22 protein-coding genes and 4 pseudogenes are annotated in these 26,489 nt (G+C 69.2%); 13 read left to right on the forward strand and 13 right to left on the reverse strand.

The window, feature by feature from the left end:
* Positions 1-143 precede the first annotated feature (143 nt).
* The 3 genes from ACEZDG_RS19965 (at position 144) to ACEZDG_RS19975 (ending at position 2,623) form a co-directional block, all read left to right on the forward strand.
* Positions 144-1,019, forward strand: coding sequence for a hypothetical protein (locus tag ACEZDG_RS19965; RefSeq protein WP_380511385.1), 876 nt, complete (start codon positions 144-146; stop codon positions 1,017-1,019).
* A 212-nt stretch (positions 1,020-1,231) separates the two neighbouring features.
* Positions 1,232-2,077, forward strand: a complete 846-nt coding sequence (locus ACEZDG_RS19970; RefSeq protein ID WP_380511388.1) for a helical backbone metal receptor — start codon at positions 1,232-1,234, stop codon at positions 2,075-2,077.
* A 147-nt stretch (positions 2,078-2,224) separates the two neighbouring features.
* On the forward strand, positions 2,225-2,623 hold the full coding sequence (locus ACEZDG_RS19975) for a hypothetical protein (protein ID WP_380511391.1): 399 nt from the start codon (positions 2,225-2,227) through the stop codon (positions 2,621-2,623).
* 42 nt (positions 2,624-2,665) lie between these two features.
* Here the strand turns inward: ACEZDG_RS19975 and ACEZDG_RS19980 are convergent.
* Positions 2,666-2,872: pseudogene (locus ACEZDG_RS19980) on the reverse strand (IS5/IS1182 family transposase); the annotation flags it as partial.
* Positions 2,873-2,932: 60 nt separating this feature from the next.
* Complete coding sequence (locus tag ACEZDG_RS19985; protein WP_380511394.1) at positions 2,933-3,523, reverse strand: TetR/AcrR family transcriptional regulator; 591 nt, start codon at positions 3,521-3,523, stop codon at positions 2,933-2,935.
* Between the two features lie 126 nt (positions 3,524-3,649).
* Here ACEZDG_RS19985 and ACEZDG_RS19990 point away from each other — a divergent pair, with 126 nt between their 5' ends.
* On the forward strand, positions 3,650-5,866 hold the full coding sequence (locus ACEZDG_RS19990) for an MMPL family transporter (RefSeq protein WP_380511397.1): 2,217 nt from the start codon (positions 3,650-3,652) through the stop codon (positions 5,864-5,866).
* 14 nt (positions 5,867-5,880) lie between these two features.
* Here ACEZDG_RS19990 and ACEZDG_RS19995 read toward each other — a convergent pair whose 3' ends face one another.
* Positions 5,881-6,615, reverse strand: coding sequence for an alpha/beta fold hydrolase (locus tag ACEZDG_RS19995; protein ID WP_380511400.1), 735 nt, complete (start codon positions 6,613-6,615; stop codon positions 5,881-5,883).
* A 49-nt stretch (positions 6,616-6,664) separates the two neighbouring features.
* Here ACEZDG_RS19995 and ACEZDG_RS20000 point away from each other — a divergent pair, with 49 nt between their 5' ends.
* Entirely contained in the window at positions 6,665-7,024 is a 360-nt protein-coding gene (locus tag ACEZDG_RS20000) for a winged helix-turn-helix transcriptional regulator (RefSeq protein ID WP_380511403.1), read from the forward strand.
* A 114-nt stretch (positions 7,025-7,138) separates the two neighbouring features.
* On the opposite strand, the pseudogene ACEZDG_RS20005 reads toward ACEZDG_RS20000, so the two are convergent.
* The 4 genes and pseudogenes from ACEZDG_RS20005 to ACEZDG_RS20020 form a co-directional block, all read right to left on the reverse strand.
* Positions 7,139-7,339: pseudogene (locus tag ACEZDG_RS20005) on the reverse strand (hypothetical protein); the annotation flags it as partial.
* A gap of 551 nt (positions 7,340-7,890) precedes the next feature.
* A complete protein-coding gene (locus ACEZDG_RS20010) occupies positions 7,891-8,763 on the reverse strand; it encodes an aldo/keto reductase (RefSeq protein ID WP_380511406.1) in 873 nt (290 codons plus the stop codon).
* A gap of 16 nt (positions 8,764-8,779) precedes the next feature.
* On the reverse strand, positions 8,780-9,094 hold the full coding sequence (locus tag ACEZDG_RS20015; protein ID WP_380511408.1) for a cupin domain-containing protein: 315 nt from the start codon (positions 9,092-9,094) through the stop codon (positions 8,780-8,782).
* A 27-nt stretch (positions 9,095-9,121) separates the two neighbouring features.
* Complete coding sequence (locus ACEZDG_RS20020) at positions 9,122-9,856, reverse strand: SDR family oxidoreductase (RefSeq protein WP_380511875.1); 735 nt, start codon at positions 9,854-9,856, stop codon at positions 9,122-9,124.
* 78 nt (positions 9,857-9,934) lie between these two features.
* On the opposite strand from ACEZDG_RS20020, the pseudogene ACEZDG_RS20025 reads away from it, so the two are divergent.
* Positions 9,935-11,175 (forward strand): annotated as a pseudogene (locus ACEZDG_RS20025) (IS256 family transposase).
* Between the two features lie 134 nt (positions 11,176-11,309).
* Complete coding sequence (locus tag ACEZDG_RS20030; RefSeq protein WP_380511877.1) at positions 11,310-12,377, forward strand: polymorphic toxin-type HINT domain-containing protein; 1,068 nt, start codon at positions 11,310-11,312, stop codon at positions 12,375-12,377.
* Positions 12,378-12,445: 68 nt separating this feature from the next.
* On the opposite strand, the gene ACEZDG_RS20035 is transcribed toward ACEZDG_RS20030, so the two are convergent.
* The gene (locus tag ACEZDG_RS20035; protein WP_380511411.1) at positions 12,446-13,111 is read right to left on the reverse strand and encodes a hypothetical protein; all 666 of its coding nucleotides are present in this window, start codon (positions 13,109-13,111) and stop codon (positions 12,446-12,448) included.
* Positions 13,112-13,790: 679 nt separating this feature from the next.
* On the opposite strand from ACEZDG_RS20035, the pseudogene ACEZDG_RS20040 reads away from it, so the two are divergent.
* Positions 13,791-14,981 (forward strand): annotated as a pseudogene (locus tag ACEZDG_RS20040) (IS3 family transposase).
* A 218-nt stretch (positions 14,982-15,199) separates the two neighbouring features.
* Here ACEZDG_RS20040 and ACEZDG_RS20045 read toward each other — a convergent pair.
* The 3 genes from ACEZDG_RS20045 to ACEZDG_RS20055 all read right to left on the reverse strand — a co-directional run bounded on the left by ACEZDG_RS20045 (position 15,200) and on the right by ACEZDG_RS20055 (position 17,987).
* A complete protein-coding gene (locus ACEZDG_RS20045) occupies positions 15,200-16,009 on the reverse strand; it encodes an exodeoxyribonuclease III (RefSeq protein WP_380511414.1) in 810 nt (269 codons plus the stop codon).
* Between the two features lie 131 nt (positions 16,010-16,140).
* Entirely contained in the window at positions 16,141-16,737 is a 597-nt protein-coding gene (locus ACEZDG_RS20050; protein WP_380511417.1) for a GNAT family N-acetyltransferase, read from the reverse strand.
* 8 nt (positions 16,738-16,745) lie between these two features.
* Positions 16,746-17,987: a permease gene (locus tag ACEZDG_RS20055; protein WP_380511420.1), complete on the reverse strand. Its 1,242-nt coding sequence runs from the start codon at positions 17,985-17,987 to the stop codon at positions 16,746-16,748.
* A 300-nt stretch (positions 17,988-18,287) separates the two neighbouring features.
* Here ACEZDG_RS20055 and ACEZDG_RS20060 point away from each other — a divergent pair, with 300 nt between their 5' ends.
* On the forward strand, positions 18,288-18,566 hold the full coding sequence (locus tag ACEZDG_RS20060) for an isoamylase early set domain-containing protein (protein WP_380511423.1): 279 nt from the start codon (positions 18,288-18,290) through the stop codon (positions 18,564-18,566).
* Between the two features lie 98 nt (positions 18,567-18,664).
* On the opposite strand, the gene ACEZDG_RS20065 is transcribed toward ACEZDG_RS20060, so the two are convergent.
* Positions 18,665-20,293, reverse strand: a complete 1,629-nt coding sequence (locus tag ACEZDG_RS20065; RefSeq protein ID WP_380511425.1) for an MFS transporter — start codon at positions 20,291-20,293, stop codon at positions 18,665-18,667.
* A 446-nt stretch (positions 20,294-20,739) separates the two neighbouring features.
* Here ACEZDG_RS20065 and ACEZDG_RS20070 point away from each other — a divergent pair, with 446 nt between their 5' ends.
* A complete protein-coding gene (locus ACEZDG_RS20070; protein WP_380511428.1) occupies positions 20,740-21,417 on the forward strand; it encodes a winged helix-turn-helix domain-containing protein in 678 nt (225 codons plus the stop codon).
* Positions 21,418-21,483: 66 nt separating this feature from the next.
* Here the strand turns inward: ACEZDG_RS20070 and ACEZDG_RS20075 are convergent, their stop codons facing one another.
* Entirely contained in the window at positions 21,484-23,121 is a 1,638-nt protein-coding gene (locus ACEZDG_RS20075; RefSeq protein WP_380511431.1) for an ABC-F family ATP-binding cassette domain-containing protein, read from the reverse strand.
* 78 nt (positions 23,122-23,199) lie between these two features.
* Here ACEZDG_RS20075 and ACEZDG_RS20080 point away from each other — a divergent pair, with 78 nt between their 5' ends.
* From ACEZDG_RS20080 to ACEZDG_RS20090, 3 genes are all read left to right on the forward strand, one after another.
* Entirely contained in the window at positions 23,200-23,637 is a 438-nt protein-coding gene (locus ACEZDG_RS20080; RefSeq protein WP_380511434.1) for a MarR family winged helix-turn-helix transcriptional regulator, read from the forward strand.
* A 77-nt stretch (positions 23,638-23,714) separates the two neighbouring features.
* A complete protein-coding gene (locus ACEZDG_RS20085; RefSeq protein ID WP_380511437.1) occupies positions 23,715-25,076 on the forward strand; it encodes a M20/M25/M40 family metallo-hydrolase in 1,362 nt (453 codons plus the stop codon).
* A gap of 95 nt (positions 25,077-25,171) precedes the next feature.
* Positions 25,172-26,452 carry an MBL fold metallo-hydrolase gene (locus tag ACEZDG_RS20090; RefSeq protein WP_380511439.1) on the forward strand — a complete coding sequence of 427 codons (1,281 nt, stop codon included), beginning with the start codon at positions 25,172-25,174 and terminating at the stop codon, positions 26,450-26,452.
* Positions 26,453-26,489: the final 37 nt, after the last annotated feature.

Here is a 26,489-nt window from a genome sequence, read left to right on the forward strand (position 1 = left end):
TGGAATCGCCCCTGTGCCGTACCCGGAGGCGAGATCCGAGGGCCTTTTCAAGGAATTCTCGGAATGGCCACATACTTCCCAAAGGCCCCTCACACGGACGGTAGGCAGGATTTGGTCACAGTCCACCGAACAGGAGGAGCGCCATGGTGAACGCAGACGACCCGACCACCAGCCCCGACGAATCGGGCGCGACGTCAGGCCTGGCCCCGGTGACCATGGACGGGCAGCCGCGCCGGCCCTGGATCCGCCGGCTGCTGTCGAGCAGGAGGAGCGGATGGGTGGTGGCCGCCGCACTGCTGTGCGCGGTGGTCGGGCTTTCCGTCGCTCTCGCCACGTCCCCCTCGGCGACAGCAGGGCCCCGCACCGGTGGCGGTTTCGGCGGCGGCCGTGCGGCCGCCGGTGGGGCGCCCGGTGGCGCGGCGGCGCCCGGCGGGGAGTCGGGTGGCGGTGGATCCAACGCCCGGTCCGGACCGGCTGCCGGGGGCTCGTCCGGCACTGTCGGCAGTGTGTCCACGTCGGGCTTCACCCTGACGACGTCGGCGGGCCAGAAGGTGACCGTCAACGAGGCGTCCTCGACGACGTACGAGAAGGGGACGACCTCGACCGCGGCGGCGACCGCGACCGCGACCTCGGCGAGTGCCGTGACCGAGGGTGAAAGTGTCCTCGTGCTCGGGACGACCAACGGAACGACCATCACGGCCACGCAGGTCACGGTGCAGCCAACCGGCAGTGGCGGCTCCGCCTCCTCCTCGGGGGTGGTCCCCTTCCAGCAGGGCGCGCCGTCCACGGCGAAGCAGGACGGCCAGATCCCGGCGAACTACACCGAGGGTTCGGGGACGATCGTCAGCGGGACGGCGGCGAACCAGGCGACCGAGGCCGCCCTGGCCGCCTACCCCGGCGGCGTGGTCGACCGTGTGGTGCAGTTGAGCGGCGGCGAGTACGAGGTCCACTACATCGGCGTCAACTGGCCGCACCACATCTTCGTGGACCAGAACTTCAAGGTCGTCGGGGCCAACTAGTGGCTGCTGAGCTCGGAACCATCGCCCGGCAGTTGATCGGGAGTTGATGGTGCGTCAGGCTGCCACCCCACCGCGCCACCGCGCCCCGGCCGTCGCCGGTCAGCCCTCCATGGCGACAACGACCGCGGCCACGCTGATGTCGCAAGCAGCCGCATCAACTCCGCTGGACGAGGCTCCCGTGCCTGCCCGGGTCGGTCGCCTAGCCTCGTGGCATGCAGCAGCCGACACCGCCCGAAACAGCCGCCCGCGCCGAAACAGCCGCCCGCGCCGAGCAGGCTGACGACCTGGGGTTCCCGGTACGCACGGGCGAGATCCGGCGGGTGGTGTCGCTGGTCCCCTCCCTGACCGAAGCCGTGGCGGCCACCGCACCGGACCTGCTGGTCGGCGCCACCGCATGGTGCACCGAACCCGCAGACCTGGACGTGGTGCGCATCGGGGGAACCAAGAATCCGGACCTGCCCGCCATCCTGGCCCTGGCCCCGGACCTGGTCCTGGCCAACGAGGAGGAGAACCGCGCCGTCGACCTCGACGCCCTGCGCGCGGCGGGTATCGCGGTGTGGGCCACCCGGATCCGCACCCTGGACCAGGCGCTGCTGTCCCTGGAGCGGATGCTCGTGCACGGCTGCCGCCTGCCCGCACCCGCCTGGCTGGAGCAGGCCCGCTCCGCCTGGACCGCGACCAGTGGCGTCGCCACGACCAGTGGCGTCGCCACCGGCAGGGCGCCGCGCGCCGTGGTGCCGATCTGGCGTCGACCGTGGATGGTGCTCGGACGCGACACCTTCGCCGGCGACCTGTTGCGACACCTGGGCGTCGAGCAGATCTACGCCGACCACCGCGACCGTTACCCCGCCATCGAGCTGGACCAGTTGAACGCCACCGCACCGGACCTGGTCGTCCTGCCCGACGAGCCCTACCGCTTCACCGCCGCCGACGGCCCCGAAGCGTTCCCCGGCCTGCCCGCCGCGCTGGTCAGCGGACGCCACCTGACCTGGTACGGCCCCTCCCTGGTCCAAGCGCCCGCACTCCTCGCCCACCAGCTGCGCCACCCACTGACCTGACCCCGGCCAGTCGCCGGTCGACCGGTTCGGCGCCGGTGGCCAGGGTGGGCGACGCGGTTGGTTCACCCCGTCAACCAGAAGCTGTCCGGTCGATCCTGAGGTGCATTGGTGTGGCCTCTTTGGCTGCTGGGCTGGGAGGGTGGGCTCATGAGCGATCTGGACACGACGTCACCACCGCCCGGACGTGTGGAAGTGGCCGTCCAATGGTGCGCACTTGTCCAGGGGACGGTGACCCGTGAAGCGGCGCACGCGTGGGCAACTCCATGGGTGGAGGGCGACGGGGCCTCCGCTGACTTCGAGGACCCTTTGGTGGTAACCGCCCTGCAGCACCTGCACGGTTTCGACCTCTGCCGGGCTCCAGGCCGTCCCGGTGTCGTCTGGCACGGCACGTCGGGTGAGGGCGAGTGGTGTCACTCGCCCGATGACATCGCGAGCCAGCTCACCCGGTGGCAGGAGAAGTGCGCTCGCTACGATGCGGATCCGCAGGGGTGGCTTCGAATGGTGCGTGAGCAGGCGAGTGCGTTCATCAAGGGCGAGGAGGACTAGGTCAGGCGCAGGCGGCGTTGACGGTTCGAGCGGGGAGCGTGGTCAGGCCCGGAGCCAGATGACGAGTGCGGCTGCGGTGACGGTGCCGAGGAGAACGTATCCGCGCTTGTCGTAGCGGGTGGCGACGGCGCGGTGGTTCTCCAGCTTGTTGATGGCCCGCTCCACGGTGTTGCGTTTCTTGTACCGGTCCTCGTCGAAGCCCGGTGGCCGTCCGCCGCGCGATCCTCTGCTTCGGCGGCCTGCCCGGCGCCCGACCTCGGCGAAGTGCTGCCAAGTCAAGCTAGGCCGACCCATGCCTGCCGCAGGCGGTCAACTGTCGCGGGCTGCGCCGATGATGGCGCGCAGGTAGCGCATGAACTGCTGGTGCGGTTCGCGCGGTACGCCGTTCTTGAGGGCGACCATCACGTAGTCGCCGACGGCGGCGCTCACGGCCGCGTTGGCGACGGCGGTGAGCGGGTCCTCGGGGGCGAGGCCGAGTTCCGCCATGAGGGCGGATCCGCTGAGGCGTCCGACGTCGGCCATATGGGTGGTGGAGACGGCCTGCAGCGCCGGGTTGGCTTCGTACATGGCGGCCACCAGCCGTGCGTGTTCCGGATCCGTGGTCTCGGCCTCGCCGAGCATCCATCGGTCGATGACCTCGCTGAACGACAGGTCCGGGTGGTCCTTGAAGGTCGAGGCCAGGCGGACGGTGATGTCGTCGGCGGCCGACGTCGCGATATCGATCTTGTTGGGGAAGTACATCCGCACGGTGCGCGGCGCGACCTCGGCCGCCTCGGCGATGTCGGCGATGGTGGCGCCCTCGTAGCCGCGCTCGGTGAACAGGCGAATCGCGGCGCGCTGGATGGCCGCCCGGCGCTTGGCCTTGGAGCGTTCACGCAGGGATGTCGCCGCTTCAGCCATAGCAGCACTCTAGCAGGAGCGGCATATTTGCCACTCAGGATACTTTTGCCTATGGTGGCAATTAAGGCGGTGGTGGGGGACGCGACCGCTGCGCCTCCCTTCCCGGACGAACGAGGAGTTCCTGTCGTGTCCACCTATCTGTACCGCCTTGCCCGCTGGTGCTTCCGCAACCGCTGGAAGACCCTGGCCGCCTGGGTGGCGGTCGTCCTCGCCGCGGTGGTCATCGCCGGTGTGAGCGGCGGCAAGACCAACGACGCCCTGACCATTCCCGGCACCGAGGCGCAGCAGGCCGCGACCCTGCTGAAGGACAGGCTGCCCGCCGCCTCCGGGGCCTCCACGCAGGTGGTGTTCGCGGTCAAGGATGGGGACATCACCAGCGCCGCGCACCAGGCCGCGATCGACCGGGCCGTCACGGCGCTGGGCAAGGTCAGCCAGGTCACCAGCGCCACCAACCCCTTCCAGGCCGGGGCCGTCTCACCGGACAAGCGGGTCGCGCTGGGCAGCGTCACCTACAACGCGCAGGCCGCGGAGGTCAGGACGAGCACCGTGGACCAGTTGGAGCCGGCCGTCTCGGCGGCCCGGGACGCCGGGGTCCAGGTGGAGTTCGGCGGCGCGGTCTATCCCAAGGCCGCCGTCGGCGCCAACTCCGAGGCCATCGGGATCGCCGTCGCGCTGGTCATCCTGTGCCTGACCTTCGGATCGCTGGTCGCGGCCGGCCTGCCGATCATCACCGCCTTCTTCGGCCTGATCACCACGATGATGGGTATCACCGCACTCGCCGCGGTCACCGACATCGCCTCGTCGGCGACCTCGGTGGCCACCATGCTCGGCCTGTCCTGCGGGATCGACTACGCCGTGTTCATCCTGGCCCGCTACCGCAGCTACCTGCTGGAGGGCCACGAACCAGGGGACGCCGCCGGCCGCGCAGCGGGCACCGCCGGGAGTTCCGTCGTCTTCGCCGCGCTGAGCGTCATCATCGCCCTGTGCGGACTCTCGGTCGTCGGGATCCCCTTCCTGACCACGATGGGCCTGGCCGCCGCAGCCACCGTCGCGCTGGCCCTGCTCGTGGCGCTGACCCTGGTCCCGGCCGCTTTCGGCGTCCTCGGCAGGCGCGCGGCCCGCTTCAGCCGCCTGCCCCTGCTCCGGCGGGCCGCACCCGCCGGGCGCACCGCCGCCACCGACCCCGACAGGCTGGCCGGCACCCGCTGGGCCCGCTGGGTCGTACGCCGCCGCATCCCCGTCCTGGTCATCGGCGTCCTCGCGCTGGGCGTCCTGACCGTCCCGGTGGCGAGCATGGACCTCGGCATACCGGGCAGCAACTCGCTTTCCACCAGCGACACTTCCCGCCGCGCCTACGACCTGACCACCGCGCATTTCGGCCCCGGCTACAACGGCGCCCTGACCGTGGTGGCGGACGATGTGACCACCTCCGGACAGGCCCAGCGGGTCAGCGACGCGATCAGCAAGGTCCCCGGCGTCGCCTCGTCCTCGGTCGCCGTGACCACCAATGACATCGCCCTGATCAATGTCGTCCCGACCACCGGCCCCAACGACCCCGCCACCACCGACCTGGTTCACCACATCCGCGACCAGCGCACCGCCCTGGAGGCCGGCACCGGCGCCCACCTGCTGGTCGGCGGCCTCACCGCCACCAACATCGACGTGTCCGCCAAACTTGGCGGCGCTCTTCCGATCTTCCTGTTCACCGTGGTGGCCCTGGCGTTCGTGCTGCTCACCTTCGCCTTCCGCACCATCATCGTGCCGATCAAGTCCATCATCGGATTCCTGCTGTCGGCCGGCGCCGCGTTCGGCGCCCAGGTCGCCGTCTTCCAATGGGGCTGGGGCAAGAGCCTGCTGGGCATCGAGCCGACCCAGACCCTCAGCTTCCTGCCCGTCATCCTGCTGGCGATCATGTTCGGGCTGTCCAGCGACTACGAGGTCTTCGTCGTCTCCCGGATCAAGGAGCAGTTCACCAGGACCGGTGACGCCCGCCGCGCGGTCACCCTGGGCACCGGCCAGTCCGCCCGCGTCGTCAGCGCGGCGGCACTGATCATGGCGTCCATCTTCGTGTCGTTCGTCTTCGCTCCTGAACCGACCATCAAGGAGATCGGCTTCAGCTTCGCGGTCGGAGTCCTGGTCGACGCCTTCGTCGTCCGCCTCACCCTGGTCCCCGCCGCCATGGCCGTGCTCGGGGCCAAGGCCTGGTACCACCCCCGCTGGTTCTCCCGCTACGTTCCGGACCCCGACATCGAAGGCGAACGCCTCGACGACAAGCTCGGTGACGACAAGCCCAGTGACGACAGGCCCGGTGACGAGAAGCACCGCCTCACCACCCACGTCTGAACGGGTGCGGCTGCTCAGGCCTCCTGGAGCAGCAGACTGCTGAGCTCCGCAGGCTTGATGATCATGCAGTCGTGACCGCTCCGTAGTTCGTGGACCCGGGACGGCTCGCCGTTGGGCTGGGTCGGTGGGAGGGGCCGCCGGGTGACGCCCTCGGGTGCACTGCCGACACACAGGATGTGGACCCGGGGGATCAGGGCCTGCGCGGGGTTGTCCAGCTCGACCGGCTGTTGAAAGCAGAGGACCGATTCGTCGGTGAGCGTGCTCCTGAGCCAGGCGGTGTCGTCGGGGTCGGTGACGCCGAACAGCCCGAACGGCGCGGGGAATTGGGGCAGCGGCGGAATGCGCCAGGGCTGGGCGGTGGCGGCGGCGCTGTCGATCAGGGACTGCGTGAGCGGCATGACGTCGATGGCGTTCTCGCCGTGCGTCGGCACCATCGCGTCGACGTACACCAGGCGCGAGACGCGGTGCGGGATCCGGTTCGCCACGCTGGAGATGATCAGGCCGGCGTAGCTGTGCCCGACGAGCACGATGTCGTTCAGGTCCTGGTCGAGGACCAGGTCGACGATGTCGTCGACGTGGGTGGTGAGCCCGACCTCGGGGCCGAGCAGGTGGGCCTTGTCCCCGTGGCCGGTGAGGGACGGTGCCAGGACGCGGTGGCCCTGGGCGGTGAGCAGCGCGGCGACGCGGTTCCACGACTGTCCGTCGTGCCAGGCGCCGTGGACGAGGACGTAGGTGTTGGTGGGAGGCATGGCATCGACGTTAGTGAGCCGTGAGGTACCTGTAGGTACCCTTCGGGTCATGAGCCTCCGCCCCGGAACCGTCTTCCTCGCCGACTGCCCGGCCAGGCTGGCCATCGAGATCATTGCCAGCAAATGGGCCGTGGTCACGCTGTTCGCGCTGAGCGATGGCCCGCTGCGGCACGGCGAGTTGGTCGAGCTGATCGGCGGCGTCTCGCGCAAAGTCCTGACGCAGACGTTGCGCCGGCTCCAGGACAACGGGCTTGTCGAACGGCGCGTGTACGCGGAAGCGCCACCACGGGTGGAGTACAGCCTGACCGAGCTCGGGAACACGCTCAGGGAGCCCATCGGAGCACTGACCGCATGGGCACGGTCCAACGGCGATGCGATCGCCACCTTCCGCGAGGCGATCGAGGGGTAGCAAGGGGTAGTACCGGGACGGAACCCGGTCACCCCATCGCCGGCGCGGGTCCGTCGACACCGTCGAACCCCCGGACACGTACTCGGGTTTCCCGAAGTGCGCCGTCACTGGCGTGAAAGGGGAGGACCCCGGGCAAGTGGCCAGCAGTTGAACCCGCAGGTCGTCGTGGAACAACGGAAGGATGTCCAGGAGCCGTGTCGCCGACGTCACGTTGTGCACGACCAGCAGGACCCGGCGCAGGTCGCCGCGCGTGGCCCAGCGCTCCGAGTGCAGCCCGACGGGGACGCGCAGCCAGCCGGGCAGGCTGGTCGTCATCGCCCTCTCCTCTGCCTCACGTGTCTCACGCATGCGTCCCGCTGCATTCCGCCATGATCGGTACACGATATCCGCACGAAGCGGGGATGGGGTTTGCCCAGCGTTTCCACACCCTGCGAGCGGTAGGAACCCTGGAGCGGTGATCATCGCGCCCCAAGGGTCGAGTTCCGGGGCGCGCCACCGCTGTTGGGGACGGCGAGGAGCCATGGCCGCACCGCGGTGCCGCCGTTTCAGCCGACGACCCCTGCGCTGTTCGGCGCCCCCACGTCCGTATCCGGTCGCGTACCAGGTCGGGAGGGTGCGCTCAGGTGGGGACGACGGCCGACTCGGCCGCCCCGAGCGTCGGCGGCTGGCCGCTCTTCCGCAGCGTCCTGCGGCTTGGGTGGAGGTGGAGACGGGTCAGACCTTCGCTGATGTCTGGGCCCGGGCCGACCAGGACCGTCGCGAACGGACCATGGCTTGGGGAAGCGCGGGCTCCCCGCCGGATGGGCGGGGAGCCCGCAGGCGTAGAGAGGTGTTTTGCACGCTTCTGTGCGTGCGGGGCTCTTGGGTCAGGCTTCGGGGATGTCGCGGCCGAAGGCTTCGAGGGTGATGGCTTCGGGTTCGGGGCCGCCGCGGGTACCTGTGTCGAGGTTGTCGAGGGCTTCGAGTTCGGCGGGGGTGAGCTGGAAGTCGAAGATGTCGATGTTCTCGGCGATGCGCTGCGGGCGGACGGACTTGGGAATGGCGTTGCGGCCCTGCTGGAGGTGCCAGCGGAGCATGACCTGGGCGGGGGTCTTGCCGTGGGCGGTGGCGATGGCGGTGATGGCGGGGTCCTCGAAGGTGCTGGTGCCGGTGCCGCGGTAGCTGGTGATGCCGCCGATGGGCGACCACGCCTGGGTGAGGATGCCGTGGGCGGCGTCGGCGGCCTGGACGGCGGGCTGGGTGAAGTAGGGGTGGAGCTCGACCTGGTTGACGGCCGGGACCACGGTCGCCTGCTTGAGGAGGGCGTCGAGGTGGTCGGGCATGAAGTTGCTGACGCCGATCGCGCGCACCTTGCCGTCGGCGAGCAGGGTCTCCAGGGCCCGGTACGCCTCCTGGGTGAGGTCGAAGCGGCCGGGGAGAGCCTGGTGCAGGATCAACAGGTCGATGGTGCCGACGCCGAGCTTTCCGGCGCTCTTGTCGAAGGCGTGCAGGGTCTGGTCGTAGCCGTAGTCACTGATCCAGACCTTGGTCTCGATGAACACCTCCTCGCGCGGCACACCGGAGCGTCGGATCGCCTCGCCGACTTCGCGCTCGTTGCCGTAGGCGGCCGCGGTGTCGATCAGCCGGTAGCCGGTCTCCAGGGCAGTGGTGACGGCGGCGATCGTCTCGTCCGGGGGTGTCTGGAAGACGCCGAAGCCCAGGGCAGGCATGGTCACGCCGTTGTTGAGGGTCTGGTCCATTCCGGTTTCCTTCGGTTCAGTTGCTGCGGGTGCGGGGGGCTTGGTACTGCTCGTCGGTGACGTGTTCGAGCCAGGTGGTCTCGGGGCGGTCGTCGTCGGGTGCGACGGCGTCCCACAGGGCGAGGTGCTGCATGAAGCGGTCTGCGGTGGCGCCGTGCCAGTGTTCTTCGCCGGGTGGGCAGGTGACCGTCTCGTCGGGGTGGGTCTCGTAGACGGTGCCGTCGCGGGTGCCGATCAGAGCGGTCCCGGCGTGGATGACGTCGAACCAGACGTCGCCGTTGAACCAGTCCTCGGGGCCCTTACCGGTGGGCTTGGGTTTCACGAACTCCACGGGGTGCTCCTCGCTCTCGTTGGTCGGTCATTCCCCGGCGGGGAAGTCGGTGGAGGCGGCCAGGTCATGCTGGGCCTCGAAGCCCTCGATCCGCTTGCGCAGCGCACCGAGGGTGGCGTCCAGGGCCTGGGAGCCGAGCACGATGCGCAGCGGGGCGGGTTCGGTGTCGACGGATTCGATGATGCGGGCGGCCATGCGCTGCGGGTCACCGGGTGCGGGAGGGGCGGCAGGGTCGAGCATGGCTTGGAAGCCGTGGGCGGGGTTGTCCTGGTAGGCGTCCAGGGGATCGGCGATCTGGGCGCTGCCGGTGCGGAACTCGGTACGGGCCCCTCCCGGCTCCACGATGGTCACCCCGATGTCGAAGGGGGCGACTTCCTGGGCGACGGACTCGGCGAAGCCTTCGATGCCCCACTTGGTGGCGTGGTACATGGAGTTGCCGGGGAAGGCGACCTGGCCACCGTAGGTGGACAGTTGCACGATGCGTCCGCCGCCCTGGGCGCGCAGGTGCGGCAGCGCGGCGCGGATCAGGGTGATGGAGCCGGTGAGGTTGGTGGCGATGATGTGGTCCACCTGGGCGTCGGTGATCTCCTCGGCCGCGCCGAACAGGCCGTAGCCGGCATTGGAGACCACCACGTCGACCCGGCCCGCGGCGAACGCTTCGTCGACGGTCTTGCGGACGGCGGCGGTGTCGGTGACGTCCAGGACGGGGACTGTCCGCGATTTTGTGTATGCCCCGGTGTGACCCAGTAAGGCATGAGACAGGGTCTCTGTCGGGAAGGATCACTTATGGGCAGCAAGGACGAGGTGTCCCGCGAGAGCACGGTGCGGACGGGGGCGGAGATGGCGGAACTGGCTGAGCTGGACCGGGGGCTGGCGGAGTCGCTGGTGGAGCGGGCCAGGCGGGAGGGCCTGCAGCTGACCGGCGAGGGCGGGCTGCTGACGGGGCTGGTCAAGATGGTCCTGGAGAGCGCGCTGCAGGCCGAGATGGCCGAGCACCTGGGCTACGAGAAGGGCGACCAGGGCGGGGCCGGATCGGGCAACGCCCGCAACGGGACCTCGCGCAAGCGGGTCCTGACCGAGGTCGGCCCGGTCGAGCTGGAGATCCCGCGGGACCGGGCCGGCCGGTTCGACCCGCAGATCGTGCCCAAGCACCGGCGCCGGGTGGAGGGCTTCGACGCGGCGGTGCTGTCCCTAGTACGCGCGGGGGCTGACGACCGGTGAGATTCAGGGCCACCTGTCCGAGGTCTACGGCATCGAGGTGTCCCGGGACCTGGTCTCCCGCGCCACCAGCGGGGTTCAGGACGAGGTCACCGCGTGGCGCCAGCGCCCGCTGGACCGCGTGTACGCGGTCGTGCTGATCGACGCGATCTACGTGAAGATCCGCGATGGCGCGGTGACGAACAAACCCGTCTACGTCGCGGTCGGGATCAACCTGGAGGGCGAGCGCGACGTCCTGGGCATGTGGGTGGGTACCCGGCGGCGAGGGCGCCAAGACCTGGCTCACCTGGCTGACGGAACTGCGCAACCGCGGCGTCCAGGACGTCCTGGTGGCGTGCTGCGACGGGCTGAAGGGCCTGCCGGAGTCGATCAACGCGGTCTGGCCGCTCGCGGACGTGCAACTCTGCGTCGTTCACGTAGTCCGCTCCAGCCTGCGGTTCGCCTCCAAGAAGCACTGGGGGCCGATCGCGAAGGACCTGCGCGCGGTCTACACCGCCCCCACCGCCGACGCCGCCGAGGCACAGTTCGAAGAGTTCGAGGCCACCTGGGGCGGTCTCTACCCAGCCATGATCGCCACACTTCGGCGCAGTTGGGAGCACTTCATCGTGTTCCTGCGCTTCCCACCCGCCATCCGCAAGGTCGTCTACACCACCAACATGATCGAGTCCCTCAACGCCCGCTTCCGCCAGGCCACCCGCCGCCGCGGACACTTCCCCGACGACGACTTCGCGATCAAGGTCCTCTACCTGGTGATCCGCAACCCACAGCAGGGCAAGCCCAACGTCACCGGCCGCACCCGCGACTGGAAGGAAGCCATCAACACCCTCGCCGAGTTCTACGGCGACCGCGTCACCCAGCAGTAAGCACCACCCAGCACCACACCCAGGAATCACCACACCGGCCATACACAAAGATCAAGACAGGCCCGGTCAGGGACCTGCCGCCGCTCACGATCCTGAAGAAGTGGAACCCCAGCCACCCCTTCCCGACCGTGAACATGATGAAGCAGGAAGGGGACTACTACCCCGACCTGTCGTACTCCTACAACGTCGAACTGTTCTTCCGCGCAAAATGCGCAGGCAGCGAGGTCGACTGCGACCTCATCGACCGCTTTTACCACAACTACAAGGACGTGCACGGGATCCCCGACAATCCCTGCGCCCTCACTTCCCTGTGTCAGGACCTGCCGGCCCTCCTGGCAGTTGCAGGAATCGACGGCGAAACGGGAGTTGGCGGCGCGTGCAGTTTCGCTCCGACCACACCGGTTCTCCTGGCCAATGGAAAAGCAAAACCCATCGGCGACCTAAAGGTCGGCGACAAGGTCGAGGCAGCCGACCCCAGCACTGGTAAGGAAGAGGGCGGCCGGGCCGTCCAGCATGTCTGGATCAACCATGACAACGACCTCCTCGACATTGGAGTCTCCACCGGCGGTGGGCACACCTCCATCATCCACACGACCGCCAACCACCCTTTCTGGGATGACACCACACACGGCTGGGTCGCAGCGGGCGATCTCAAGCCGGGTCACGCCCTCGCTAGCACCCAAGGCCGGCACCCCACTGTGCGTACGGTCAGGAGCACGCCGGGCGTAGCCAACCGCTACAACCTGACGGTGCGGCAGCTCCACACGTACTACATACTGGCCGGGAATGTCCCAGTGCTGGTCCACAACACTGGATCTTGCATTCTCACTGACGAGGAAGGGCTCGCTTCTGCCAATTCGGCAAGCAGTCAATTCGACAAGCCGGGCAACATGAGTGGGGCTCTCTATCTCGAGGGGCACGACGATCCGATAGCGTTGTCGTCGGGTCGGGGAAATGTTGGTGATGATTACGCGCGACCGCCGGGGTCCGGTGATTTCTATCACCACTTGGAGGCTCAGGCAGCTGCCCAGATGCGGAAGACCGGTGTTATGGACGGGCAACTATTCATCAGTGGCGACTATGTTTGCGGTGCATGTTCCGACAATCTATCCAAAATGCTTCCCCCAGGAGCTACCCTAAGGGTCACTTTTCAGAAGAGCGACGGAAGTATCCAGACCATCCCGTACACGGGCGCAGGATAGAATGAATGCAATGCTCCCGACAGAGCAGGCCTGCCGGGAGCATTTCTACGCGTCGGATCCAAAGTTTGTTATTGGCTATTCCGTGACCCGGATTTGATCCAGCTGAGACCGGGCAACTCATCGAGATAGAGCAGAGCAGTCGGATCGCTGCACCCAATTTGGACGTTTGTATAGCCCGCTCTGTTCCCCCAAGGAGAATGATCCTCCAAGGCTGGTCCCACGTCAGCTACCAGTGAGTCGGCAACGAAGATTCTGTGACCGGGGCGGGGCCAGCGCCAACCGCCGAACGCCACCTCTGTCATTGGGGCCAAAATCTCCAGCAGTCTGCTCTCTTCTACCTCATCGCAAGCTCGCCGAGACGCGCCGGTATAGGCAGCTTCGTTCAGGGCATTATGGATCAAGAATTCTGGAAACTGTTCCGCGACCTTTTCCGGTCGTTCGTATAGCTCACCTTCATAGACATCCATGGGGCTGTCTGGATCGAATGCCCAAATCTGGTCACCCGGATCTTCCATGAAGATGGCATTTCCGTCTTTTATGGTAATCTCTTCCGGCCTCCGCATTCTCTTGATGCTCATCAGTGGCCTAGTCCATTGAGACGAAAGCTCGTACCAATCCTTCAATGGCTCAGGCAGCCAAGAGTAGCTATCGATGGGACGGCGTGCCGGAAGATCGGGGGAACCGTACCACCCAGCAAGGAATCGAGGCAGGTCGATACTCATCGGATCAATCATGGTTGCTATTATGCCACGGGTTCGAGGGGAATTTCTCACCCGCCTGCCGTAGCTACCGCAGACGACCGCGCGGGTGCTCGCTTACGCAGGGACTTTCTCACACTTCACAATCGTTGGTCTAGTCGTGGGTTGGTGGGCGGCCAACTGTAAAGCCACAGGTGGCAGCGCACCGCTGCATTTAATCTCGTTATGGCGGGTGGGGCAAACGGTTCATGATCCCTGCGGCATGCCGTAGCGATGAGGTATGCGCAGGCACCGTCATCCACACCCAACTCGGCGCGCCGATCGTGCTGGTGTGGGACAATCTGGGCACACACCTGAGCGGAGTTCTTCGTGGAGCACCAGGACCGCTGAGCTTGAAGGCATGATGGCTCCTCGCTGATCACCGGGGCTCGATATTCAGTCCGGTCTCGGCGAGGGAGGCGTCGATCACGATCAGGTGCGGGTGGTAATGGATCTTCTTGATCTTGCGCTTCATGACTCGGACGAGGTGGTCTAGGTTGGCGGCGGCGTAGTTCGCCGAGCCCGGCTTGACCAGTGACCAGATTCCCTCCTACGGGTCCGGGTCCGGCGCGTCCGAGGGGAACTGGAGACGTCCAGCCAGTCCTGGTGAGCTGCACTGATGTTCGTGGAGTCCTTGAAGCCAGGTTATGATCTTGGCTTAAGAGAGATCCACGCTGTGCCTGCACTACGGAAGTATCCCGATGAACTGCGGGAGCGCGCGATCCGCGAGGTCCGCTCCAGCGGCCGGCGTGTTGCGCACGTCGCGCGCGACCTGAGCATCCACAAGGAGGCCCTGCGCAACTGGGTTCGCCAGGCCAAGGCGGACGCCGGTGAACGCGGCGACCGGCCCACCACCGCCGAGGCGGAGGAGCTGAGGCAACTGCGCAAGGAGAACGCGGAGTTGCGGCGGGCCAACGAGATCCTGGCAAAGCTGCCAGCGTGTTTTTTGCCCAGGAGATCGACCGTCCCCGGACGAGGCCGAGCAGGTGATCGACCACCTGCGTGACTGCTCCGGGGTCGATCCCGTATGCCGGGTGCTGGACCCCTCGCCCTCGACGTACTTCGCCCGCAAGTACAGGCCGAAGTCCTCCCGCAGGCTGCGCGACGAGGAACTGCTGCCGCTGATCGCCCAGGTCCACGCCGAGTCCGCGGCCACCTACGGCGCCCGGCGGGTCACCCACGCACTGCGCGCTGCGGCTACCAGGTCGCCCGGTGCACCGTGGAGCGGCTGATGGCCGAGCTTCGGCATCGAGGGCGTCGTCCGCGGCAGGCGGCGCCGCACCCCGATTCCCGAGCCAGCCGCTCCGCGGCCGCCGGATCTGGTCGACCGCCGCTTCACCGCCGAGCGCCCCGACCAGTTGTCGGTCGCGGACATGACCTACGTGCGTACCTAGGCCGACTGGGTCTACGTGGCGTTCGCCCTGGACGTGTTCTCCCGCACCATCGTCGGCTGGCGGGCCGCGAACCACATGCGCACCGAACTGCCGCTGGACGCGCCGGAGATGGCGCTGTGGCGACGGCGGATCAAGAAGGACTCCGGGCTGATCCACCACAGCGACAGAGGGTCGCAATACGTATCAATTCGGTACTCGGAGCGGCTGGCCGACATCGGCGCATCTGCCTCGGTCGGCTCCGTCGCCGATTCCTACGACAATGCGATGGCCGAGGCCCTGAACGGCACGTTCAAGGCCGAGCTGATCGAGATGCAGGGCCCCTGGCGAGACTTTGCCAGCTCGAACGCGCCCTTGTTCCATGGGTCGCGTGGTACAACGAGGAACGTCTCCGCTCCGCCCTCGGCTACCTGCTACCTGCCGAGTACGAACGCGATTGGCATAACCGCCAGGAAGCCGTCGAACAGTCCGCCTGAACCAACATCACCGGACTCTACGAAGCTACGGGCAGCTCACTTTGCGCTGGCCGGAGCCGGTGTGCGAGTCGTTGGTTCTGTGGCTCGGGGGTGGGGCCTCGCGGTGAGATTCTGCCGTCACGGCCTCGAGGTGGTCCTGTGAGGCAGCCTCGGCCCGGCGGAGACCGTAGAGCGGGGAGCTGGTTGATCGTGCTCAACTACCCGCTTCTGTGGGCACGTTACTCAAGGTTGAAGACTGCGGTGACGGGTGCGTGGTCGGACCAGCGCTCCGGGTGGGTGGCGGCGCGCTCCACCGTTGCCGATACGGCCCTTGCAGCCAGGCCGGGGGTGGCCATCTGGTAGTCGATCCGCCAGCCGGCGTCGTTGTCGAAGGCGCGGCCGCGGTAGGACCACCAGGAGTAGGGGCCGGCGACGTCGGGGTGGAGGCGGCGGACCACGTCGACGTAGCCGGCCTCGTCCAGGACGCGGGTGAGCCAGGCGCGTTCCTCGGGGAGGAAGCCGGCGTTCTTCTGGTTGGTCTTCCAGTTCTTCAGGTCCACCTCGTGGTGCGCGATGTTCCAGTCGCCGCAGACCAGGACCTCGCGGCCGTCGTCCGCGGCGCGCTGGCGGAGGGTCTTGAGGTGGTCCAGGAACTCGGCCAGGAAGCGTTCCTTCTCGTCCTGGCGCGGAGTGCCCACCTCGCCGGAGGGGAGGTAGAGGCTGGCGACGGTCAGGCCCGGCAGGTCGATCTCGGCGTAGCGGCCGGTGGCGTCGAACTCGGTGGAACCGAAGCCGATCCGCTGGGCCTGCGGCTCGGCCCGGGAGAGGACGGCGACGCCCGCGCGGCCCTTCGCGGCTGAGGGGGCCCACAGCGTGTGCCAGCCCTCGGGGTCGCGGACGTGTGCGGCGAGCTGCGCCGGTTCGGCCCGTACCTCCTGCAGGCAGACCACGTCGGCCTCGGTCGTGGCCAGCCACTCGACGTAGCCCTTGCCGGTGGCGGCGCGGAGGCCGTTGACGTTGGCGGTGGAGACGGTGAGCGTCGTACTCATGGTTCCCTGCTGGATCGGGCGGACGGGGTCGCCGTTGCGGATGCGTTGGCGTTGGCTTGTTCTCGTTGACCGCCAGGCTATCCGAGTGCGGCACGCGGCCGATCGGCGGCGGGCGCGGCCAGCCGCCGGGGTTACCAGAGGCGGTCGATGGGGCCGGGGTGGAGGGCGATCCGGGCGCCGGTGAAGGTGGCGGCGTGGGCACGGGCGTGCGGGGTGAGGAAGGCGGCCATGGTGACCTTGTCGAAGCCGGGTCGGTCGCTGGGGAAGGGGTCCTCCCGGGTACCGCCGATCAGAGCGGTGCCCGGGAGGAACTGCCAGCCCGCGCTTTCGTAGAAGCCGCGGAGCGGGCTGTCGCAGGTGAACAGGCCCAGGTCGGCACCGGAGCGCTCGATGGTGTCGCGGGCGGCGGCGACCAGGCGGCGGCCGTGGCCCCTGCCGCGGTGCGCGGGGGAGGACACGACGCGGCTGAGGCCCGAGGCGGCGTAGTCGCGGCCCTGGTGGGTGAGCCGTTTGGAGAGGATGTCCAGCGAGGCCAGCACGGTGCGGGCGTCGTCGGAGTCGTCGGTGAGCAGGAACAGGCAGAGCGGGGCGAGGGCCGGATCGTGGCGGCTGTCCTCGGGTTCGCCCGATGCGCTGGGCCAGGCCTGTTGCTGCAGGTCGAGCGCCTGGGCCCGGAGATCGGCGGGTACGTCCGACTCGGCGAAGGCGAGGATCCGTGGACGTGTCACCTGTGTTCCTACCCCTGTCCGTGATTGTGGCCGTGGCCCAGGTCGTGCCCGTGCCCGTGCCCGTGCCCGTGCCCCTGCTCGTGGTCGTGCCCGCGCGCGTGCCCACCGCCGTGGTCGGCGTCCGGGGAGCCGCCCATCATGCGGAGCATCTCCCGTCCGCCGGTGCGGGCGAAGCGGATCAGCAAAGCTACCGCCAGTAGCAGGAAGGCGATGTTGAGGAAGGTGGTGTAGTTCCAACTCACCCCCTCCATGGGGATCTTCGCCGTGGACTGGTCGGGGACGAGTCCGAGGCCGCCGAAGAGGAACTCGACGGCGTATCCGGCGACGACCATGGCGGCGTAGAAGGTGGCGGCGAGGAACGCGGTCATCCGCCATCCGTAGTACTTCCGGTAGATGGCCAGGATCGGGAGGATCAGCAGGTCGGCGAAGATGAAGGCGACCACGCCGCCGAAGCTGATCCCGCCCTTCCAGAGCACCACCGCCAGCGGGACGTTGCCGATGGAGCAGACGAAGGACACCACCGCGACCAGCGGGCCGATGACCGGACCCCAGAGCTTCGCCGCCAGCGGATGACCGTCGAAGAAGAAGGTGCGCCAGAAGCTGTCGGGCACCCATGCGGCGATCGCGCCCGCGATGAGCAGTCCGATGACCAGGTCGCGCAGGATCGCGGCCCACTCCATGACGAAGACGTGCGCGACCGAGGTGTAGCCCTCGCGCGAGAACAGCCGCTTGCTGAAGGACCCTTCCCCCTGGACGGACATGTCCATCGCCGCGTGGCCCTCCATGGATCCGGCCATTCCGCGCTCGGCCTGTTCCCGGGCTTCGCGCAGCAGTTTGTCGCGCAGGAGGAGCCGGAACAGCACCGCCAGGACCACGATCATGATCGGCCCACCGACGAACTCGGCCGCGGTGAACTGCCATCCCATCAACAGGGCCAGAATCACTCCGAGTTCGACCACCAGGTTGGTGGACGCGATCTCGAAGGCCATCGCGGCGGTGAAGTTCGCCCCTTTCCGGAACAGCGACCGCGCCAGCGCCACCGCCGCGTACGAGCACGAGGAGGAGGCCGCGCCCAGCAGGGACGCCACGGCCAGGGTGCGGGGACGGTCGTCGCCCAGCAGTCGGACGATGGTCGACTTGCGTACGACGGCCTGGACGACGGCCGAGAGGGCGAAGCCGAGGATCAGGGCCCAGGTGATCTCCCAGGTCATGGAGCCGGTAATGGACAGCGCGTGCTGGATCGCCTGCATCGTCGCTCCTGGGGTGAAGGTGCCGTCGTCGGGCCGTTCGGGAACATGAACGTGAACGGGAACGACGATACCCCCTAGGGGTATTCCGATGATGCGACAAGTTCTATGCCGGGTTCTATGTCAGGCATTACGTCAGGCCTACGTCAGGAAGGCTGAAGCCGTCGCAATCGGACCTCAGGCTTGACTCGTGGGTGTCTTCCGCCCGGGGCCGGCCTTCGGTCATGCTGTGCTCTGCAGTACTCCGATCCCAGTAGTCTTCAGTACCTCAGGAGTTCGAGTACACGGAGGGAGTGAGCGGCGTTGCTGACACGTACCCGTCTGTTCGGTGGACGGACCAGGGTGACGTTCCGGCTGGCTGAGGAGCAGCCCGACGGGACGGTGAGTGTGGTGGGCGACTTCAACGGATGGCAGCCGGGCGCGGCCGAGTTGGTGCGCAGGCGCAACGGCACCAGGACGGTCACGCTGACCTTCCCGCCGGGGGAGCACCGTTTCCGGTACCTCGCCACCGGCGGGCTGTGGTTCGACGACGACAGCGCGGACCGGATAGACCCGCAGGGGAGTCTCATCCGGGTGGGATGACCGCCCACCAGGTCCAGCTAGCAGGTCCAGCCGGCAAGTCCAGCCGGCTCCACCAGGTCCGGCCAGTTCCACCAGTTCCCATTCCCGGCGGCGGAGCCTCAGCCGCTGGCCTCGCCACCGGTCGCGGGACGCCGGCCGTGGCGCATCAGGACGGCCACCACCAGGCCGATGAACCCGGCACCCGCCGCGAACAGCAGGCCGTTGCGGTAGCCGGCATCCGTGTAGAGGCCGGGGAGCGTGTTGTATCCGCCGGTCAGGGAGGCGGACACACCAGGGATGGTGACCTTGAACTTCGCCGGGTTCGCGGCCAGGAACGCGGTCAGCGCGGCGGTGCCGACGGAGGTGGCGAGGCTGTTGACGACGCCCAGCATCCCGGCGCTGATGCCCTGTTGGCGTGCGGGCACGGCTTCGACGATGAGGTTGGGCGCGGCGGCGTAGAAGGAGCCGAAGCCCAGCCCGAAGACCACCGCGATCACCGCGTACTGCCAGGACGAGTGCGCGTAGAAGGCGTAGAGCAGGGTGGAGACGGTGAAGGTGGCCATGGCCAGGATCAGCGGGTAGCGCGGCCCCACCTTGCGGGCCCATTCGCCGGCCGCCCCGCCGGCCAGCATCCCGGTGCCGCCGGAGAAGACGGCGGAGTGCAGGCCGTAGCCCAGCAGGGTCGCGCCGAGGCCGTAGGCCATCAGTCCGTTGAAGCCGATGTGCACCATCGGTACCAGGGCCGGGGTGAGCTGGCCGTGCGACGCGGCGACGACCTGGCCGGTGACCAGGTGGGTCAGCTGGTCGTGGCTGGGGGTCTGCAGCATGTAGGGGATGGAGTAGCCCTGCACGCCGATCACGATGCTGCCGAGCATCGCCGCCAGCAGCACCATGGTGACCTTGGGTGAGAACAGCAGCCGCAGGTCCATGATCGGCTGGCTGGTGCGGCGTTCGACCGCGATGAAGGCCAGCAGCAGCACGACCCCGCCGGCCATCCAGCCCCAGGCGGTGGGACGGCCCCAGCCCCAGGTCGCGCCGTTGGAGAGGTAGACCAGGACGAAGCCGACGCCGGTGGCGAGCAGCAGCGCGCCGGAGACGTCCAGCTTCTGGTGGGTCCGCAGTGGTGTCTCCGGGACCAGCAGCCACAGCAGCGGAACGACCACGGCGACGAAGATCAGCAGGAACCAGAACAGTGAGCGCCAGGAGTAGTGGTCCAGCAGCCAGCCGCCGAGCAGCGGCGCGACCAGCGCCGACATGCCCAGCCCGGTGGCGATCACGCCGATCGAGGCCGGGATGTAGCGGCGCGGCAGGATGTCGCGGAACAGCCCGTACGCGACCGTGGGCGCGCTGATGGCGACGGCCTCCAGGGCGCGGCCGACCAGGAACAGGGCCCAGGAGGAGGTGAGCGCGCAGATCAGGGTGCCGACCGCGAAGGAGGCGCCGGCGATCAGCATCATCAGCCGCTTGCCCCACAGGTCGGACATCTTGCCGAAGATCGGGGTGGTCGCCGCGCCGACCAGGCCGAAGATGATCACCATCCAGCTGATGTTGGCCCCCACGCCGGGGAAGGACGGCGCTATGTCGCGGGCGGCCGAAGCGACCATGGTGTACTGCAGCGCGGCGATCTCGGCGAAGAGCACAACGATGCCGATGACGGTGAAGATCCTCAGCCGGGAGGCACCCTCCAGGCGGGGCAGCGGCGGCTCGGGGTCGGGGGACGCAAGGTCGGGAACCTGGGCTTGGGTCACGGGGCGGCTCCTCGCAGAGTGGGCGGAGGGCGCCTGGTGGGTCTTCCGCACCAAGTATCTAACAGACCGTCAGAAAGAAGGGAAGGCAAAGGGCAGGGCAAGGGGGAAGGGCGGTCAGGCGGAGTTTGTGGGCCGGTGGTGTCCAGGCAGGGCCGGGTCTGATTGAATGGGGGCCATGGAGACCTATGCCGCTGACGCGGTCCGGAGCGTGAGGACGAGGCGTCATGCCCTCGACCTCGAGCCGTTCTGGCCGTCACGGCAGCCGTTCCACTTCGACGAGACCTGTTGTCGCGACCTTGGCGCGCAGGTCCGCAAGGTTCGCACGGGCGTCTGAACAGGGTTTCGACCCGGCCCGGTGCATTTGCCGACTACCTCACTTTCGCGCGCAGACGACCGCTGATGTCGCTGTTCTCTCCCCTCCTGCTTGCGCGAAAGCGAGTCCCGCCATGTCGAACGTCTCCCAGCTGGCCACCCCGCACCTCCGCACCGTCACCGCCGTCCTGCCGAGCCCGGTCCGGGCCGTCCCCACCGTCGCCGAGGGGGTGCTGCGGCTGCCGGAAGGGGCGATCGTGGCCCCGTGGCCGCAGGCGGGGCTGCCTGCGGAGCTGATCGGGGGCGATGTGCCGATGGTCGGCTACCTGGTCCTGGTCCCCGCCGACCGGGTTCCGGTCGACCGCGTGGCCGCCGACCGCGTGCCGGTCAACCAGGTCTCCGCCGACCGTCTCTCCGCCGGCCGTCCCTCCGCCGACCGTTCGACTGCCGACCGTTCGGCCGCCGCCGCGCCGGTGGCCGCCGTGCCGGTGGCCGCCGTGCCGCCGCTGCGGTCGGTGTCCGGCGGGATCCAGCTGGACCTGGAGCGGCGCACCGCACGGATCGACGGCGAGCTGGTCGAGCTCACCTACCTGGAGTTCGAGCTGCTGGCCCACCTCACCGCGAACCCGCACCGGGTCCACACCCGGGACCACCTGGTCACCGCCGTGTGGGGGTACGGGCACATCGGCGACGGCCGCACCGTGGACGTCCACGTCGCCCGGCTGCGCCGCAAGCTGGGCGCCCGCTACCGGGCCGGGATCGTGACGGTCCGCCGGGTCGGCTACAAGTACGTTCCACCAAAGCAGGGCTGACGGACCATCACAACAATGGGCCCATCCCAACGACGGGCCCGCCGTAACGGTGAACCGCGGGGCGGGTCAGCTCTCGCTGACCCGCCCGTCGGCGACGGCGATCCGGCGGGTGGTCTCCACCGCGTCCAGCATCCGCCGGTCGTGGGTGACCAGCAGCAGTGTGCCGGTGTAGGAGGCGAGCGCGGACTCCAACTGCTCGATCGCGGCCAGGTCCAGGTGGTTCGTGGGCTCGTCCAGGACCAGCAGGTTCACCCCTCGGCCCTGGAGCAGCGCCAGCGCGGCGCGGGTGCGCTCGCCGGGGGAGAGGGTCGCCGCCGGGCGCAGCACATGCGCGGCGCGCAGGCCGAACTTGGCCAGCAGGGTGCGGACCTCCGCCGGGGGCAGATCGGGGACGGCCGCGCCGAAGGCGTCCAGCAGTGGCTGGTCCCCCAGGAACAGTCCGCGCACCTGGTCGACCTCGCCCACGACCACGCCCGGGCCCAGTGACGCCTGGCCCGAGTCCAGCGGCAGCCGGCCCAGCAGGGCGGCCAGCAGGGTGGACTTGCCGGAGCCGTTGGCGCCGGTGATCGCGACCCGGTCGGCCCAGTCGATCTGCAGGTCCACCGGGCCGAAGGCGAAGTCGCCGAGCTGCACCCTGGCGTTGTTGAGGGTGGCCACCACCGCTCCCGAGCGGGGTGCGGCGGCGATCTCCATCCGCAGCTCCCACTCCTTGCGGGGCTCGTCCACGACATCCAGCCGTTCGATCATCCGCTGGGTCTGCCGGGCCTTGGCGGCCTGCTTCTCGGACGACTCGCTGCGGAAAGCCTTGCCGATCTTGTCGTTGTCGGGGGACTTGCGGCGGGCGTTCTTGACGCCCTTCTCCATCCAGGCCCGCTGGGTACGGGCGCGGGCCTCCAGCGAGGACACCGTGTCGGCGTACTCGTCGAACTCGGCGCGGGCGTGGCGCCGGGCCCGCTCGCGCTCCTCCAGGTAGGAGGCGTAGCCGCCGCCGAAGTGGTTGACCTGCTGCTGCGCCAGGTCCAGCTCCAGCACCCTGGTCACGGTACGGGTCAGGAACTCGCGGTCGTGGCTGATCAGGACGGTGCCGGCGCGGAGACTGGTGACGAAGGACTCCAGCCGGTCCAGGCCGTCCAGGTCCAGGTCGTTGGTGGGCTCGTCCAGCAGGAAGACGTCGTACCGGCTGAGCAGCAGCGAGGCCAGGCCCGCGCGGGCGGCCTGGCCGCCGGAGAGGGCGGTCATCGGCAGGTCGAGGCTGACGGTCAGGCCGAGGTCGCCGGCCACCTCCTCGGCGCGCTCGTCCAGGTCGGCGCCGCCGAGGTCGAGCCAGCGCTCCAGCGTGGCGGAGTAGGCGTCGTCGGCGCCAGGGGTACCGTCGACCAGGCCCTGGGTGGCGGCGTCCAACTCGGCCTGGGCGGCGGTCACGCCGGTGCGGCGGCCGAGGAAGGCGCGTACGGACTCGCCCGGGCGGCGCTCGGGCTCCTGCGGGAGGTGGCCGACGGTCGCGGTGGGCGGACTGAGCCGCAGGGTGCCCGACTCGGGGGTGTCCAGGCCGGCCAGTAGGCGCAGCAGCGTGGACTTTCCCGCGCCGTTCACGCCGACCAGACCGATCACGTCGCCGGGGGCGACGACCAGGTCGAGGTCGGTGAACAGGACGCGTTCGCCGTGGCCGGCGGCGAGGTCTTTGGCGACGAGGGTGGCAGTCATGAGGGACCGATCATATCCGGCGCGAAACCGCGCAATATGTATTTGCTAAGCCCAGACTGATAAGGCTAGCTTGACGAGATGAATCAGGATCTCGATGCCGATCTCGTGGCCGGTGCGCTTCAGGTGAGCATCGGGCTGCTCCGGCGTCGGCTGCGCCAGACGCAGGCCGACGGCGAACTGACGCTGCCGGAGACCGCGGCGCTCGCCCGGCTGGACCGCAGCGGCCCGGCCACGTCCAGCGCGCTCGCCAAGCTGGAGCAGATCAGCCCGCAGTCGATGGGCGCGACGCTGGGCGCGCTGGAGTCGCGCGGCCTGGTCCAGCGGCGTCCGGACCCGGAGGACGGCCGACGGATCGTCATCTCGCTCACCACGTCTGGGCGGCAGGCCCTGCAGAAGCGCCGGACCGCGCGGACCGAGCAGCTGGCGCAGGCCCTCTCGACCGGGTTCACCCAGGAGGAACTCGGACAGCTGATGGCGGCCGCACCGCTGCTGGAGCGGCTCGCCCAGAGCATCTGAGGCGCGGCGGCCGGTGACTACCATCGGGGTGGCGTGGCGTGGTCACGGCTCCGGACGTCGAGGGAAGCATGGGTGGCATGGTTACGGTCGCGGACGAGAACACCGGCAGCAGGACCAGGGGAGAGGAAGCCGTGCGCTTCACCTCCGAGCTGATCCGGATCGACACCAGCAACCGGGGCGGCGGCGACTGCAAGGAGCGCCCCGCCGCCGAGTACGCGGCCGAGCGGCTGGCCGAGGCGGGGCTGTCCCCGCTGGTGCTGGAGTCCGCGCCGGGCCGGGCCAATGTCGTCACCCGGATCCGCGGCAGCGAGCCCGGCCTGCCCGCGCTGCTGGTGCACGGTCACCTGGACGTGGTCCCGGCCGAGGCGTCCGACTGGAGCGTGCACCCCTTCAGCGGCGAGATCCGCGACGGCGTGGTGTGGGGGCGCGGCGCCGTCGACATGAAGGGCATGGACGCGATGATGCTCGCCGTCGCCCGCGCCTGGGGGCGTGAGGGACGCGGCCCGCGCCGGGACGTGGTGCTCTGCTTCACCGCCGACGAGGAGGACAGCGCCGAGGCCGGTGCCGACTGGCTGGTCCGGAACCACGCCGACCTGTTCGAGGGCTGCACCGAGGCGATCGGCGAGTCCGGCGCGTACACCGTGCACACCGCCGCCGGGCAGCGGCTCTACCCGGTCGGCGCCGGCGAGCGCGGCACCGGGTGGCTGCGGCTGACCGCGCGGGGCACGGCCGGACACGGCTCCAAGCCCAACCAGGCCAACGCCGTGACCAGGCTCTCCGCGGCGATGGCCCGGATCGGCGAGCACCGCTGGCCGGTCCGGATCACCCCCACCGTACGGGCGGCGCTGCTCGCGCTCGGCGCGGCGACCGGCGTACCGCTGCGCCCGGACCAGGTCGACGACCCCGGCTTCGACGTGGACGGCTACCTGGAGCGGCTGGACCCGGCGGCGGCCAAGCTGATCGCCGGAACGCTGCGCAACAGCGCCAATCCGACGGTGCTTCAGGCGGGCTACAAGACCAATGTGATCCCCGGCCTGGCCACCGGCCAGGTGGACGGGCGCACCCTGCCCGGGGAGGGCCTGGCAGCCGAGTTCGAGGCGGCACTCGACCTGCTGACCGGGCCCGACGTCGACTGGGACTACCTGCACCGCTCCACCGCCCTGACCGCGCCCGTCGACGCGCCGATCTTCGCCGCGATGCGGGACGCCGTCCTGGCGCACGACCCGGGCGCGGTGGTGGTGCCCTACTCGATGACCGGCGGGACCGATGCCAAGCAGTTCTCCCAGCTCGGCATCCACGGCTACGGCTTCTCGCCGCTGCGGCTGCCGCCCGGCTACGACTTCCAGGGACTGTTCCACGGCGTGGACGAGCGGGTGCCCGCCGACGCGCTGCGTTTCGGTGCCGCGGTGCTGGACGACTTCCTCAGTACCTTGGGGTAGGCGGGTCCGGCCATCCGGAACAATCGCCACCGCACGACCGTTTGCGGAACAGCGAGGCCGTTACGACGAACGGCCCGTACGAGAGGTGGCAGGTCATGGGGCGGACTCGAGTGGGTACGACCGGCGCGATCGGGGTCGCGCTCGGGGCGGTCGGGGCGCTGGCCTGGGCGGCCCGGGACATGCCCGCCGCGTTCGGCGGCGACCCCAAGGAAGGGGCGCGCGGAGAGCGGCTGCGTGCGTCGCCGCAGTTCCGGGACGGGGTGTTCCACAACACCACGGAGCCGCAGCGACCAGGCGCCGAGGAGGGCGCGGCTGCCGAGGGCTCTGATGACACTGGTGAAGCCGATGCCACTGGTGCCAAGGCCGCTGCGGTCGGCCTCGCCGACCCGGCCGGCGCCGAGGGCGTGACCCTGAGCGCCGAGGTGGCCGAACCCGGCCTGGAGGTGAGCGGCGGGCGGCAGATCCTCAAGGAGATGCTGTTCGGCAAGCAGCAGCGGCGCCCGTCCCTGCCCGTCCCCCTGGTGCGGGACGTCGAAGCGTCGGACGGGAACGGACTGGCCGTCAACTGGTTCGGGCACTCCACCGCGCTGATCGAGATCGAGGGCAAGCGGATCCTGGTCGACCCGGTGTGGAGCGAGCGCTGCTCGCCGTCCCAGTCGGTCGGCCCGCGCCGGATCCACCAGCCGCCGGTGCCGCTGGAGGAGCTGCCGCGGATCGACGCCGTGGTGATCTCGCACGACCACTACGACCACCTGGACATGCGCACCGTGCGGACCCTCGCCCGCACCCGTCCCGAGCTGCGGTTCGTGGTGCCGCTCGGCGTGGGCGCGCACCTGGAGCGCTGGGGCATCGGCCCGGACCGGTTCGACGAGCTGGACTGGGAGGAGGAGGTCGAGATCGACGGGCTGCGGCTGGTGTCCACCTCCGCGCAGCACTTCTCCGGCCGCGGCTTCGCCAACGACGGCACGCTGTGGAGCTCCTGGGTGATCATCGGAGCCGAGCAGCGGGTCTTCTACAGCGGCGACACCGGCTACTTCGACGGCTTCGTGGAGACGGGGGAGCGGTACGGCCCCTTCGACCTGTCGCTGATCCAGGTCGGCGCCTACAGCAACCACTGGCGCTCGGTGCACATGACGCCGGAGGAGGGTGTCAGCACCCACCTCGACGTCAACCAGGGCGAGAGCGGGCACGGTCTGCTGGTCCCGGTCCACTGGGGGACGTTCGTGCTGGGGCTGCACGACTGGTCCGAGCCGGTCGAGCGGCTGTGCGCGGACGCGGACGCCCGCGGCGTCCAGGTCGTGGTGCCGAGGCCGGGGGAGCGGATCGAGGTCGCCAACCCGCCGAAGCTGGACCACTGGTGGCGCGACATCGTCTGAGGCCCTGGATCCGAGTGGGGCCCTGCCCCCCCGGGGC

It is taken from the genome of Streptacidiphilus alkalitolerans (assembly GCF_042511045.1).
Classification (GTDB): Bacteria; Actinomycetota; Actinomycetes; order Streptomycetales; family Streptomycetaceae; genus Streptacidiphilus; species Streptacidiphilus alkalitolerans.